This window comes from Aeromonas sp. MdU4 (assembly GCF_041929505.1).
GTDB lineage: Bacteria > Pseudomonadota > Gammaproteobacteria > Enterobacterales > Aeromonadaceae > Aeromonas.
The window spans coordinates 141180-155323 of the sequence record NZ_JBHFMW010000032.1; the positions used below are offsets into that span (position 1 = coordinate 141180).

General features: G+C 55.9%; 11 protein-coding genes. 3 read left to right on the forward strand and 8 right to left on the reverse strand.

Annotated features, from left to right (window positions below; genetic code table 11):
* Positions 1–62 precede the first annotated feature (62 nt).
* The 8 genes from ACE1BR_RS19715 to ACE1BR_RS19750 all read right to left on the reverse strand — a co-directional run bounded on the left by ACE1BR_RS19715 (position 63) and on the right by ACE1BR_RS19750 (position 9237).
* Positions 63–983: a L,D-transpeptidase family protein gene (locus ACE1BR_RS19715; protein ID WP_374873268.1), complete on the reverse strand. Its 921-nt coding sequence runs from the start codon at positions 981–983 to the stop codon at positions 63–65.
* A 539-nt stretch (positions 984–1522) separates the two neighbouring features.
* Complete coding sequence (locus ACE1BR_RS19720; protein WP_374873270.1) at positions 1523–2764, reverse strand: tetratricopeptide repeat protein; 1242 nt, start codon at positions 2762–2764, stop codon at positions 1523–1525.
* Between the two features lie 11 nt (positions 2765–2775).
* On the reverse strand, positions 2776–3411 hold the full coding sequence (locus ACE1BR_RS19725) for an energy transducer TonB (protein WP_374873272.1): 636 nt from the start codon (positions 3409–3411) through the stop codon (positions 2776–2778).
* Between the two features lie 16 nt (positions 3412–3427).
* On the reverse strand, positions 3428–3835 hold the full coding sequence (locus ACE1BR_RS19730) for an ExbD/TolR family protein (RefSeq protein WP_374873274.1): 408 nt from the start codon (positions 3833–3835) through the stop codon (positions 3428–3430).
* 66 nt (positions 3836–3901) lie between these two features.
* Entirely contained in the window at positions 3902–4429 is a 528-nt protein-coding gene (locus tag ACE1BR_RS19735; protein WP_374873276.1) for a MotA/TolQ/ExbB proton channel family protein, read from the reverse strand.
* Between the two features lie 9 nt (positions 4430–4438).
* On the reverse strand, positions 4439–5812 hold the full coding sequence (locus ACE1BR_RS19740; RefSeq protein ID WP_374873278.1) for a MotA/TolQ/ExbB proton channel family protein: 1374 nt from the start codon (positions 5810–5812) through the stop codon (positions 4439–4441).
* Complete coding sequence (locus ACE1BR_RS19745; protein WP_374873280.1) at positions 5809–6573, reverse strand: DUF3450 domain-containing protein; 765 nt, start codon at positions 6571–6573, stop codon at positions 5809–5811. Before ACE1BR_RS19745 ends, ACE1BR_RS19740 begins: the two co-directional genes overlap by 4 nt.
* Positions 6574–6681: 108 nt before the next feature.
* Positions 6682–9237, reverse strand: a complete 2556-nt coding sequence (locus ACE1BR_RS19750; protein WP_374873282.1) for a TonB-dependent receptor — start codon at positions 9235–9237, stop codon at positions 6682–6684.
* A gap of 739 nt (positions 9238–9976) precedes the next feature.
* Here ACE1BR_RS19750 and ACE1BR_RS19755 point away from each other — a divergent pair.
* The 3 genes from ACE1BR_RS19755 (at position 9977) to ACE1BR_RS19765 (ending at position 14135) form a co-directional block, all read left to right on the forward strand.
* Positions 9977–11002, forward strand: coding sequence for an ABC transporter permease subunit (locus tag ACE1BR_RS19755; RefSeq protein WP_374873284.1), 1026 nt, complete (start codon positions 9977–9979; stop codon positions 11000–11002).
* Positions 11003–11114: 112 nt separating this feature from the next.
* Positions 11115–12158, forward strand: coding sequence for an ABC transporter permease (locus ACE1BR_RS19760; RefSeq protein ID WP_374873286.1), 1044 nt, complete (start codon positions 11115–11117; stop codon positions 12156–12158).
* A 159-nt stretch (positions 12159–12317) separates the two neighbouring features.
* Positions 12318–14135 (forward strand): extracellular solute-binding protein, encoded by a 1818-nt coding sequence (locus ACE1BR_RS19765; protein ID WP_374873288.1) that lies wholly within the window; start codon positions 12318–12320, stop codon positions 14133–14135.
* Positions 14136–14144: the final 9 nt, after the last annotated feature.

Consider the following 14144-nt stretch of genomic DNA (forward strand, 5'->3'; position numbering starts at 1 on the left):
CATCTGGTCGCCGTTTTCTTTGCCTGCCTTGCCAGTGCCCTTGGCTCTGGCTGTCCGCTCAATCAGGGATTGAGACGGGTCGGCATGCCGGTACGCTGCTCCAGCACCTGCTTGACCACGTTGGAGTCAGACTCGGCGTGGGCGATGAAGCGGGTGATGGCCGGGGTCATCGGGAGCGGCACGGAGGCAGTGGAGTTGAACTCCTCCTCGTTGCGCGACAGCGGCTCGTGCACCTCCATGTAGCGACCGCCATCCGGCTCGACCGAGGTCTTGACCGGCTGGTTGACGAACTGGACACGAGTACCGACCGGCACATTGTCGAACAGATACTTGATGTCGTCGGCGCGCAGACGGACGCAGCCGCTGCTCACCCGCAGACCGATGCCGAAGCTGGCGTTGGTACCGTGGATGGCGTAGAGGTTGCCGATGTAGAGGGCGTGCAGACCCATGGGGTTATCCGGGCCAGCCGGCCATACCGCAGGCAGGGTCACGCCTTGGGCGGCATAACGGCGACGGATGTTCTCGGTCGGGGTCCAGGTCGGGTTGGCGCGCTTGCGCTCTACCTTGGTGATCCAGTTCTCCGGGGTGTTGACCCCCAGCTGGCCGATGCCGATGGGCAGCACTTCCACCACGTTCTTGCCTTTCGGGTAGTAGTAGAGGCGCATCTCGGCGACGTTGATGACGATCCCTTCGCGGGGGGCGTTGGGCAGGATTAGCTGATGGGGGATGATCAGGGTGCTACCCGCCTTCGGCAGATAGGGATCAACGCCCGGGTTGGCCTCCATCACGTTGGTCAGACCCAGCTGGAAGTCAGCGGCGATCTGCTCCAGCGGACGGTTGTCCGCGGGCACCACGTATTGCTGGTTCTCGCCGATCAGGCGGCTGTTGGCCGCAGGCAGAGTGTATTCAACGGCAGCGGCCTGCTGGCTGATCAGGGCAAGTGTGCAAAAAAGCGCCGAAGCGGCAGTGCGAAGGGGATTCATAAAATTCCTGTGTGGTTTCCTGTACCAAATGGGCCGGAGGCCATCTCATCCTCGGTCTGCCGGTGGCGGGTCAACCTGCACCACGGCGCCAATAACCGAGCGCGCATTCTTTCCCGAGTCGGCCAAAATTTCAACTTTGTTGTCCCGCTTTTGTTGTTAAAAAGTGCCGTTTTCAGTGCAACTTATCGCAACAGGGCAAAAGTGACTCTAACAAAGCATGGATGAGCGAAAGATGAACGGTTGCGGCGACCTGTCAGCGAGCCACTCTGATCCCCGGCAATGACAACGCCACCCGATGTTGTTTCACTGGTGAAACAGATATCGCAACGTTTGTTACACCAAAGGAGATAATCCCATTGCGGCAAGGCCCCCATGCTGGCGGAAACGATGACAAACAGCCGCGCCGCTCACGACAAGGGCGAAGATAAACGTTGCCAGAGGCTGCTCAGCTGGTGGCCACTATAAAAAAACCGCTCCGGGGAGCGGTTAATGGAGCCACCAGGCAACCATAAAAGAGACGACAGGTGTGATGATTAGCGCTACTGGATGGCCTCCTCCCCCGCGCCGCCTTGCTCCTTGAGGAAGGTGATCCACGGCGACGCACGACCACTGACATTGCCATTCTGGGCGGCCTGGGTGAAGGCGTTGAGCGCCTCCTTCGGCTTTTTCTGCTCAAAATAGGCAACCCCGGTCAGGAACTTCAGATCGGCGCGTTGCTCACCACTGGCATTGGCTGCCGGCTTGGCGGCCAGCGCCACCAGATCCTGATAACGCTTGCTCTGGATCATCATGCGCGCCATTTTCAGCTGCAACTCGGCACTGGGGGCCAGTCTGTAGGACTTGGCCAGGGTATCGATGGCCGGATTGAGCTCCTTGGCCTGATGCCAGTAGTTGGCCAGGGTCTTGTAGTTGGCGGCACTGCCCTCGATGGTTCCCTCCTTCATCGCCTTCTCTATCACTCTTGCCGCACGATGAGGAATGCCGCTAAACGCCAGGTAGCTGGCCAGCCGCTGCAGCTCGGCTGCCTCGGTCAGCATGCCGAGGTTATAAGCCGACTCCAGCGCAGCCAGTGCCTTGCCATCATTACCCGCCTGCATATGCATGGCCGAGAGCTGGGTCCAGTACTTCTTCTTCTCCGGGAACATATTGACCAGGGTTATCAGCACGTCAGTGGCCGGTTTGTACTGCTTCAGTTCATAGTGAGCAGCCATCTTCAGCAGGTACCAGGATTCCGGTGCTTTACCCGCCGACAACTTGATCGCCTGATCCACCGCCGGGATCGCTTCACGATACTGCTTGAGCTGCACGTGGGCGTTGGCCAGGGTGATATAGGCATGGGAGTTGGGTTTGTCATCCTTGCCCTGGTTGGCAAACCACTCCTTCATGGTCTTGATCGAGCCCTGAAAATTCCCTTCCGCCATATAGAGCTGGGCCAGGTTATAGCGCACCTGCTGGGCCACCGGTGGCGGCAGACCGCCGGTGGCGATGGCATCGGCAAAGTACTTGGTCGCCAACCCGTATTTCTCTTGCTGGGCGGCTACAAAGCCGAGCGTCTGTAAAATGACCCCTTTGTCGTAGATCCGCTCGCCCGCGCCGGACAGCGCCTCTTGCAGCTTGGCATTGGCCTCGCCATATCGCTTCTCGCTGATCAGCGCCTGCGCCTTGTTGACCGCGCGATAGGCCCGATCCGACAGGGTCGGTTGCTCGGCAGCCCAGCTGGCTGTGCTAAGCAGCACCGCCATGGCGACCGGGGCGAGGATCATCTTGTATAACTTGTTCATCGCCACCCTCCTTAGTTGACCGCAAACTCGATTTCTTGCTGCATCCGGCTCGCCTGCGGCTTGCCATCCATCATGGCCGGTTTGAACGTCCACTTGGCGATAGTCTTGCGCGCCTCCTTGCCCAGGTCATAGCTACGCGGCTCTTCCTTGACGATCCGCACGTTGCTGACGGTGCCGCGCTCGGTGACGGTGAACTCCACCAGCACCTTGCCGGAAGCCAACCCCGCCAGAGCCGCCTTGCGGGGCATCATGGGCTCGAAGGTTGCCAACGGAATGGCACCGTTATTACCACCCAGCCCGCCGCCACCGCCGCCGGTGCTGTAAGCACCGAGTGCATTGCCGCCACCAATGTTGACCGGAATGTCGAGCTTGGGCATATCCATGGGGGCGCTCTCCATCTTCGGCCGATCCGTGCTGGCCACTTCCAGCTCGGGAGGAGGTGGAGGACGGTTAGGCGGCGGTGGTTTGGGCAATTCCCGTTGCTTCTCTTGCAGGGTCTCCTGAGGCTTGATGCGGATGAAATCGGTCATGGTGACGTCATCCCTCTCCACCAACTCCCGATGATCCGGTGTGATGAGCTTGCTCATTCCCAAAAACAGAAAGAACACCACCACACAGGAGACCACCAACGATATCAGGTATCTCATAGGTCTCTCTCCAGCATCAGTTGTTCTTGCTGGCAGCGATAGAGATGTTCTGGACACCTGCCATGCGGATCTGATCCATCACCTGAACCACCAGACCGGAACGGGATTCGGTATCGGCCTGGATCACCACGGCACTCTCCGGGTTTTCGGCTCGCAGTCGCTCGATGTTGGCGCGTACTGCCCCCACCTCCACCACCCGCTTGTCGACCCAGACCTGACCATTCTCCCGTACCGCGACCATGATATTGCCCTTCTTCACCGTCTCGGCCGTGTTGGCACTCGGACGATTGATCTCGACACCGGACTCCTTGACGAACGACGTAGTCACGATAAAGAAGATCAGCATGATGAACACTATGTCCAGCATGGGGGTCAAATCGATGGCCGCCTCGTCAGCACCGCTGTCGCTGTGACGTTTTCTCATAGCAAAAACTCCTTGCTTGTTCTGTGCCCCGGCGGGACATGCCTCGCCGGGGATATGCATCCTGCATCAACCGTGTTTCAGATTGTCTTCCAGCTTCTGCACCGCCAATTTGGCCTTGTGATCGAGCTGAGTGACAAAAAACAGGCCGGAAAGGGCGGCAATCATGCCCGCCATGGTCGGTACTGTCGCCTTGGAGATCCCCGATGCCATGGCGCGCGGTGAGCCGGTGCCGGTGATGGCCAGGGTATCGAACACCTGTACCATTCCCACCACGGTGCCGAGCAACCCCATCAGCGGACAGAGGGCGATCAACACCTTGATGACCGGCATCCCCTTGTCTACCGCCATGGCGACCCGTGAGACCAGCTCGCGCCGGATCTGCTTGGCAGACCAGGAGAGATGATCGGTGCGGGCCAGCCAGGTTGCCTTGGTCTGTCTCACCTGCCTGGGGTAGACCGCCATAAAGTAGAACCAGCGCTCCAGCAACAGGGCCCACATCATCAGGGTCAGGAAGCAGAGGGCGACCAGTACATCGCCCCCCAGCCCCAGAAACCGGCGGACCGACTCGACTTCTTCAATCAACCAGAACCACATGGTGACTCCTTATGCTGCGGCTTTGGAGCCGTGCAGACGTTCCTGATAACGGGCGACGAAACCGGCGCTCTGCTCTTCCAGCACCTGGATCAGGCGTCGGCTCTGGGTCTGCACAATGGTGTAGAGGAACAGCATGGGCACGGCGACAACCAACCCCTGCATGGTGGTCACCAGCGCCTCGGAGATACCGCCCGCCATCAGCTTGGGATCGCCGGTACCAAACAGGGTGATGGCCTGGAAGGTGGCGATCATCCCCACTACGGTACCGAGCAGGCCCAGCAGCGGCGCGACCGAGGCAATCAATTTAATGATGCCGATCCCCTTCTCGAACTTGGGTACGTTGCGCAGGATGATCTCGTCGAGCTTGGACTCCAGATCCTCGATGTTGTCACCGCGATGGCTCTGGTAGGCCCCCAGCATGGCACCGATAGGATTCCCCTTGATGATCTGCTCGGACTTGAGCTGCTTGCGCATGGACGATCCAATGAGAGAAAGGCGCACACCACAGAAGATCGCCAGCAAGGTACCAATGACCCCCAGCGCCAGGATCACATAGCCAACCGAGCCACCCTGATCGATCCGCTCTTTAAGGGTCGGCGACTGCACCAGCAAAGAGAGGATCACGCCGCGAGACGGGTCGATAAAGATGGGTTTGACCCCATCACCGCCCTGTTCAAACTCGGCAATAGGGGCCAGCACACTTTTCTCCGGTTGTCGGGAGAGCTGCTCGAACTTGCCGGTCTCCGGCACGAAGGTGAGATATTTTCCTTCGGAGACGGTATTGAACTCGCCAATCTGGGTGACGGTCTTTTCGGCCTGGTTGCCCTCGCCGTAAACCACGATTGCCGGGATCTGGCTCACCTTGCCCCCCTCAACCATGCGGCCCAGGGTGGTAGTCCAGAACGCTTCCAGATCGTCGCTGGAGGGGAGCTCTTTACTCTCGGCCAGACGGGTCAGCAGGGCGGACTGTTCCGGATGCTCGACCCGACGGGCGGAGGCGTTGAAGATCCCCTTGAACTCACCGGCGAACTGACGCAGCACACCAAACATCTCGCCCATGTTGCCGGAGCGCTGGCGCAAGGTCTCGGTCAGCTCGGTCAACTGCTTGTCATTGGCATCGAAAGTGGCCTTGAGCGCTTCACCCTTGGCCGTTTCCGCCGCCAGATCCGCCCTGGCCTTGGCCAGCAGGGCTGCTTGCTGGTTTTTGTCCGCCAGGAAGCGGGCTTCCCGCTCCTTGTTGAGTTGAGACTCGCTCAGACTCGACGCCTTAACCTGATTAAGCAACGCATTCAAATCCACCGGCTTCTCGGCGGCAGTCACCGGCAGAGTGGCCAGCGTTACCCCCGCAATCAGCGAGGCAATAGCAAGTTTGATTCCATTCATGATGCACTCTCCGCAGTTTGAACCGGCAGCTTGATAAGCGCAGGAGGCGCCTGCTTCTTGGCGATACGAAGGCCCTGTTCAACTGCACTGCGATACTCTTGAGGTAATACTTCCCACTGGCGGGTCTGTTTGTTCCACATCCCCGTATCCTGCCCGTCAGGAGACTGATAGAGCAGGGCGATGCGACCGACACGCAGGAACTCATAGGTCTTCTCGCTGCCATCCCGGTCCAGACTCGCCTTATAGGCTTCGATGGTGCGGCTGAAGCCCTCCTCAATCTGATAGGCCTCGAGGATCTTGCGGTACTTCTCGGAGATGGTGACATCGGCGCGGTTCATCAGGTCGGTCAGGGCCGCCACTCGGTCCTCCCGCTCCACCTTCTGGAACGGCAGATCCAGCGCAACAAACTGCTCGAGGGAGTCGATCATCTTGAGCATCAAGGGCACCACTTCGGTGCTGGTCTGGTCGATCTGGGCGATCTGCTTTTGCATCGAGGCCAGTTCGCTACTCTGGGATTCGACCATCTTGCCCACCTGCTCGTTATAGGTGCGCAAGCTGTCGAGTTGGCGCAGGGCAGCCTTGTACTGGGCCAATGCCGATTCGGCAGACTCGGCATAGCTGTCGATCTTCTGCTGGGAAACTTTGGATGCGTTGTCGGTGGCGGCTTGGGCGTCCACAGCCTGACTGGCAGTGGCAGCACTGAGATTGAAGCTGGTCAACAAGGCGGCCGAAACCAGGCTGCCGAGGAGCGCTTTCTTCATTGTAATGGTCCTTGTCTTCATAGGATTACCCTATCTCCGTAACTTCCTTGGACGTTGGGTGCAGCCGACCCGACCGGGCCGGCTGAGGTGGTATATCAACGAAATGAATTAGAACTTCTGGGTGTAGTCGATGTAGTAGACGCGACCGTCTATGCCGTAGAGGTATTCATCGTAAGTGAAACCATCACTGGACAGGGAAGGTGTTCGGTTGAACATGTTCTTCACTCCGGTCTGGATCTTGGCATTCCAGCTGGTATCGACCGCTACATTCAAATTCCAGACAGTGTTGGAAGCGATATGGCCCTCTTCCTTGCCATCAACATAGTCTTGGCTCTGTGAGTCGATATAGTTGGTGCTCAGGTAGGTATCAAGATTCCACAATTGCGGGAAGTTGGCACCGATCCCGGAGTTGAAGCGGAAGTTGGGCACACCATTCCACCCCGTCTTGTCGACCATTGGGCCACCAGTGAACAAACCTTCTTCATACTTCAGGATGTAGCTGCTGCTAAAGTCGTAGCGCAAGGTGAAGGAGTTGAAGTCATACCTGTAGTCGACTTTAAAGTCGATACCACTGGTTTTGAGCTGCCCCTGGTTGACCATGCCGGCATAAACCATCTCGACATCACCGTTGACATCACGAATGACATTAGGATTGCTGCCGCTGTTTAGTTCCTGATAGAACTGGGTCTGAGTATTCGCCAGCTGGATCACATCATCAATCTTGATGTAGTAGTAATCGAGCGACAGGTTCAGGTTGTCCAGTGGGTTGTAAGCTGTACCGATAGTGAAGGTATTAGCAGTCTCTTCCTTCAGATTTTGGTTGGATTTACGGGTTGTTTTGTACTGAGCTTCAGCACAATCCGCAACACCATTGGCCTTGCAGCTCACATAATCCTTGGCAAAATCTGCAGATTGGGCATCCGCCGCATGGAGGTCGTCCAGACCCGGTGCACGGAAAGACTGCGACCAGGAAGTACGGAACATCAACTGGTCAAGCGGCTGATAACGCAGGCTCGCCTTGGGTGAGAAGGCGCTGCCAAAGTCGCTGTATTTGTCGTAACGACCAGCCAGGTTCAGCTCGATCTGCTCAGTAATGGGAATTAAGCTCTCGATATAGGTGGCAAACACATCGCGCGTACCACCGCCAGAGTTGCCAGCAGATCCCAGCACATTGCCCGCTTCGGACTGACTATCATAGGTATCGGAGTAAGCCCAGTCATTATACTCAGCCCCCAGATACCAACTGATAGGGCCAGCGGGCAATTCGCCCATCGTCCAGCCCAAACCACCGTACCACTGGAAGAAGTCCATCTTGGAGTTACGACTGCTGGTATAGGCAAGATCCTTGGTGGCACTGTCAGAGAAGCTGCCATTAACGAATTTTCCGCTGTTGACCTGGGTATTGACTGCCGGTCCCAGAACATAGCCATTACCCGTATTCTGATTGTCAGTCTTGGAATACATGTAGCCTGCATTCCATTCCACATCACCAACTACTTCGGTCGGCACTGTGCCTTCAAAACCGAGATTCAAGGTTCCGGTCAAATCGGTTGCATCGTTGTCACGGGGCCCAACATTGCTGAAACGGTAATAAACGGTGGCGGCCTTGGCAGTACTGAAGTTATTGGCACTTAATATGGCGGTACTTTCCGGTGTGGAATTATCCACAGTGAAGTCACCATTAGCAGGAGCGAAACGGCCAAAACTAGTCACACGGGAACCAATCATCTGCGGCACGAAGTCCACATTATCATTTATATGGTAACGCCCATTTACATAGACAGTATCGCGGGTCCGAGAGGCTGTCTTGGCAGCCACTTTGGCAAAGTCGAAACGGCAAGTCGTACCCTTGGTAACAAAACCGGGGCCAGTACCTTCACAATCAACACCATTCAAAGAACGGGTGACTGTCTTACCTGTCGTGATATCCACCCCCTTGATGTTGCGACCATAAAGACTAGGGGCTTCCGCGCCCTGTTTGGCCAGATAGTCACGATCCTTGTAGTAGACCTCGTCTTTCACATCGTGTTCATAGACCATCATCAGGGAGCCTTTCTCCCCCGAAACACCGCTGACGATGGAGCCACTCTTCTCATCACCACCTTTATTTGCCGGAAAACCGACACGGCCCTGAAATAACAACCCCTCAAAACCCTCCTTGAGAATAACGTTGATGACGCCACCGATGGCATCAGAACCATAAAGTGCAGAGCCGCCATCCAGGTTTACTTCCACGCGCTCAACCGCCGCCATGGGAATAGTGTTAAGATTGATGGCCGTTCCCCCCATGGAGGGAGAACCGGCGATACGCTTGCCATTGAGCAACACCAGCGTGCGATCTGCCCCAAGACCACGCAATCCGACAGTAGCCTGAGATTGAGCAGAGCTACCAGAGGAAGGGGAGAAACCACCGAAGGAGTTGTAGGAGGCTTGTTTCAGATAATCCGCCACCGTCTGCTGTCCAGATTGTTCTATCTGGGCCTTACTGACAGAGACAACCGGCGTGGCGCCCTCTACATCAACACGAGAAATACGAGAACCGGTAACCTTGATTTTTTGCAGCTTTTCGACGTTCTGCCCATCTTCAGCAGACACATAAGGGGCCACGGCAAGGCTCGCCAAGGCGAACGCAATCGCAGCAGAAATTCTGCTCTTCCTAAGCATCGCTTATATCCTTCCTGATTGTTTATTGTTTGCTTCCTGATACCGCCCTCGTTGGAGCGGTGAGTAAGGCTTATCAAGCTTTGACTAACCAAGTCAATTAAACAGGGAGGATGGAAGGGGAGTGCCAGCCATAAGATGAGTGTATTGTTTTTGAGTTAAAAAATTAGTGGAACATTCTGCGAAAAATAACAAAACCAATGTAAATACATTGTTATCCGCAATTAATTGAGGTGGTTTTAAATTTGATCAATTTATCATTTACACATTGCTGAATTATAGATTATTTCAACCATCCATCATAAAAAAGAAGAAAAAACCAAATCAAAGGTTATTGATTAATTTACCATCAAATGATGGGTGGTGTGTAAAGCCATCGACATAAAAACGTTTTTTATTGCTTTTTTAAAATAAAAATCACGCATATTCAATCGACTACCAACATTCTGATTGGCGTCATAATCTGCCTGTGCGCTTTCGACAGTTTTATCAAAAATCAGTATTTTGTTTTGATTATTACTTTTCAGTTAAAAAAACCTCATTTCTGCTCTTTTTCACCTCAGTGTGGCATTTCTCCCTGCATTCCATTTCCTTGTACTTGATTTTTGTTGTAGAACTTTTACAGTGGCCAAGCTAATTGGCTGCTGTTTGCCAAACAATCCAGCGCTTAATGCCAGGAAGGATAGACCAGCCACTGTATTTAACTGGTCGCAAAAAAGAACAACAAGGACGAGGTTCCACCATGCTGTCGTATTTCCTACGCCGGATGCTTTTGATCATCCCGACGTTTCTCGGTATCACCCTGCTCGTCTTTAGCGTCACCCGCTTCGTACCGGGCGGGCCGGTGGAGCGGATGCTGATGCAGGCGCAGGTGTCGCAACACGAGGGGGGGCGCTCCAGCGGCAGCAAGGGAGGACAGGCGCTCTCTGACGAGCAGATTGAGGAGCTCAAGGCCTTCTATGGCCTCGACAAGCCGATGCTGATCGCCTACTGGGATTGGTTGCAAAAACTGGCCGTGCTCGATCTTGGCGATTCGACCCGCTACTACGAGCCTGTATGGGACCTCATCAAGGATAGACTGCCAGTCACCGCGTTTTTTGGGCTGGCCACCTTCCTGCTAAGCTACGCAGTTTCCATCCCGCTCGGGGTAGCCAAGGCGCTCAGGCACAACAGTCGCTTCGACTCCGTCAGCTCCATGCTCATCTACATGGCGTACGCCCTGCCCGCCTACGTGGTGGGGATCTTTCTCATCACCGTCTTCGCGTTTCATCTGGAGTGGCTGCCCATGGGCGGTTTTCCGGGCGACGAGTTCGACTCGATGACCAGCAGTTGGGATCAAATCCGCACCCTCTTTGCTCACGCCCTGCTACCGCTTATCGCCTATGCCATCGGTGATTTCGCCATCCTCACCATGACGATGAAAAACAGCCTGATGGAGAACCTGTCGGCGGATTATGTCCGTACCGCAGTCGCCAAGGGATTACCGTTTCGCAAAGCCGTCACTGACCACGCCATGCGCAACAGCCTGATCCCCATCGCGAGCCACTTGGGGTCGGTGCTCACCGTCTTCTTCGGCGGCTCCTTTCTCATCGAAACCATCTTCAACATCGACGGTATTGGCCTGCTCGGGTATGAGGCGATCGTCGAGCGGGATTACCCTACCGTGATGGGCATTCTGGCCATCACCTCCATGCTGATGCTGATCGGCAATATCGTCTCCGATATCTGTGTCGCTCTCGTCGATCCCCGCGTACGGTTTGGAGAGTGAAGATGAGCCCCCTTTCCCTTGTTACGGTCAGATTGAAACAGGGCCATACCGCCCCCGCTATCTGCGTTGCAATCCGGTTCGTCGATCCCCGCGTTCGGTTTGGAGAATAACCATGAATCTCAATCCGGTTACCTTGAAAAAACTCAAGCGCTTCAAGTCGATCAAGCGCGGTTACTACTCATTTATCATCTTTACCACGCTAGTGCTGCTCTCCCTGCTGGCGGAGATCCTGGTCAACAGCCGGGCGCTGGTGGTGAGCTACCAGGGACAACTTCACTTTCCCACTTATAGCGATGTGATCCCCGGTCAGCAATTCGGGCTCGATTACAAGTACGAGACCAACTATCGCCAGCTCAAAGCCAAATTCGCAGCGGAAGGCAAGGGGGACTGGGTGCTGCTGCCACTTGTGCCATGGAACCCTTATGAACAGGATTTCAAAGAGGATGCCTATCCTCCCTACGCCCCGAGCCTGAGCGAACGTCACCTGCTCGGTACCGACACCAGTGGCCGCGATGTGCTGGCCCGGCTGGTCTACGGCTTTCGTATCGCCATCGGCTTTGCCTTTATCGCACTGGCAGCCAGTTATGCCATCGGGGTCACCATCGGCTGTTTGATGGGCTTTCTCGGTGGCCGTTTCGATCTGATCCTGCAGCGCTTTATCGAGATCTGGTCTCAGGTGCCGTTTCTTTACGTCATCATGATCCTGGTATCGCTGGCCAAACCCAACTTTGGCCTGTTTGTCGGCATCAACGTGCTGTTTGGCTGGATGGGGATCACCTGGTACATGCGCACCCTCACCTACAAAGAGCGGGCACGGGACTATGTGATGGCGGCACGGGCGCTGGGGGCCAGCACCAGACGGATCATCTTCAGCCACATTCTGCCCAATACCCTGATGATGATCGTGACCCTGGCACCGTTTGCCGTGGTGGGCAACATCTCCACCCTGACCGCGCTCGACTATCTGGGCTTCGGGCTGGCGCCCCCCACCCCGAGCTGGGGGGAACTGCTCTCTCAGGGGATCAACAATCTGGATGCTATCTGGATCGTCAGCTCGGTAGTGGCGGCAGTGAGTCTGGTACTGATCATGGTCTCCTTCATCGGCGAGGCGATCCGCGAGGCATTCGACCCGCGCAAATTTACCCGTTATCAGTGACGAGGCGGGGCCAACACCGCTTCGCGGCGAGTATGAGCCCGTTAAATTTACCGGTTATCAATGAAGGACGGGTTGCCACAGCAGATGGCCCCGGGACCAAGGGATTAACCCGTTATCAATCAAAACCCCCAGTGCAGGGGCTAGACCTGGAAGTCAAACATGAAGAATAAAATCAAATGGATAGGCGCTTTTTTTCTGCTGATAAACGGCTCCTGGGGTTGGGCAGCCAGCCTGCCCGCGGATCTCAAGTGGGAGACCAACGATACCGATCCGCTGTTTGCCTCCCCCAAGGCGATCCCCGGTGGCAACCTGAACCTGTTTGTCGACAGCTTCCCGCTCACTTTTCGCACTGCAGGGCCGGACTCCAACGGCGCGTTCCGCTCCTTTATCATGGATAACCAGCTACGCCTTATCAGCTTTCATCCCAACACTGGCAACCCCATCCCCTCATTGGCGACGCACTGGGCCATCGCCCCAGATAGCCAGACCGTCTATTTCAAGCTGGATCCACGGGCCAAGTGGTCTGACGGCAAGCCGGTCATCGCCGACGACTACACCTTTGGCTACGAGATGATGCGATCCAAAGAGATCAAGGGCCCCTGGTTCAACAACTACTACACCACCGAAGTGGTGGCGGTAGAGAAGATCGACGACCACACCATTCTGGTCAAGGCGGGCCACCGCAAGGCGAAACTGGATCTGCTCAATACCACCGAACTGTGGCCTCAGCCGAAACACTACTACAAGCTGACCCCCAACTGGGTAAAGCAGTACAACTGGGCAGTCGTCCCCACCACGGGCCCCTATGTGATCAGCGATGTCAAAATGGGCAAGTCGGTCACCTTCAGCAAGCAGAAAGATTGGTGGGCCAGGGATAATCGCTACAACCAGCACAGATTCAATGTCGACACCATCAAGGTGCAGGTGATCCGTGACCAAAACATCGCCTTTCGCCACTTCCTGAAAGGGAAGATCGATACCTTCGAGATGCGCCTGCCCAACTGGTGGCATGAGAAGGCGGTCACCCCGGAGTACAAGAAGGGATATGTGCAGAAAGTGATGGCCATTACCGACACCAAACAGGGTGGCCAGGGTGTACACCTCAACGTCAGCAACCCGACACTGGCCGATATCAATGTGCGGCTCGGGATCCAGCACGCCTTCAATATCGACAAGATGATCGCAACCGTGCTGCGTGGTGACTATGACCGTTCGATCACCTTTGACTCGGGTTTTGGCGAGTTCACCGACATCACATTACCTGAACGCGCTTTTGACATTACCAAGGCGCGGGAATACTTCGCCAAAGGTGGCTACAGCAAACCGGGGCCGGACGGCATCCTGCAAAATGACCAGGGCGAACGACTGACACTGGCCCTCACCTACACCAGTCAGGAGCAATCCAAACGGCTGACCGTACTGAAAGAGGAAGCCAAGAAGGCAGGGCTGGATCTGGAGCTCAATCTGGTCGACGGCGCCACCGGCTTCAAGGCGATGCTGGAGAAGAAACACGAGGCCGCCTGGCTCGGCTGGGGTGGCGGTGGTCTCTATCCGCAATATTGGGAGTTTTTCCACTCGGCCAACGCCAACAAGCCACAGACCAACAACCTGTTCAACGTGGCAGATAAGGAGCTGGACACGCTGATCGACGCCTACAACGTCGAATTCGATACCGCTAAACGAGCGTCACTCTCTCAGCAGATCCAGCAGCGGATCTATGATCTTGCCATCTTCGTGCCCGGGGTGCAGCTCAACTATGTGCGGGCCAGCAGCTGGCGTTATGTGATGTTGCCCGAGGTACCTGCCACCCGCAACACCCAGGATCTGCTCTACTGGCCGATGGATGGCTACCCCTACAGCAGCGGCGGCCTGCTCTGGCTCGATCCCAAAGTGAAAGAGGAAACTCAAAAAGCCAAAGAGGCTGGCGAAGTGCTCCCCCCCATTAACCTGCTCGACAAAACCTATGCACGCCACTGATATTCATGC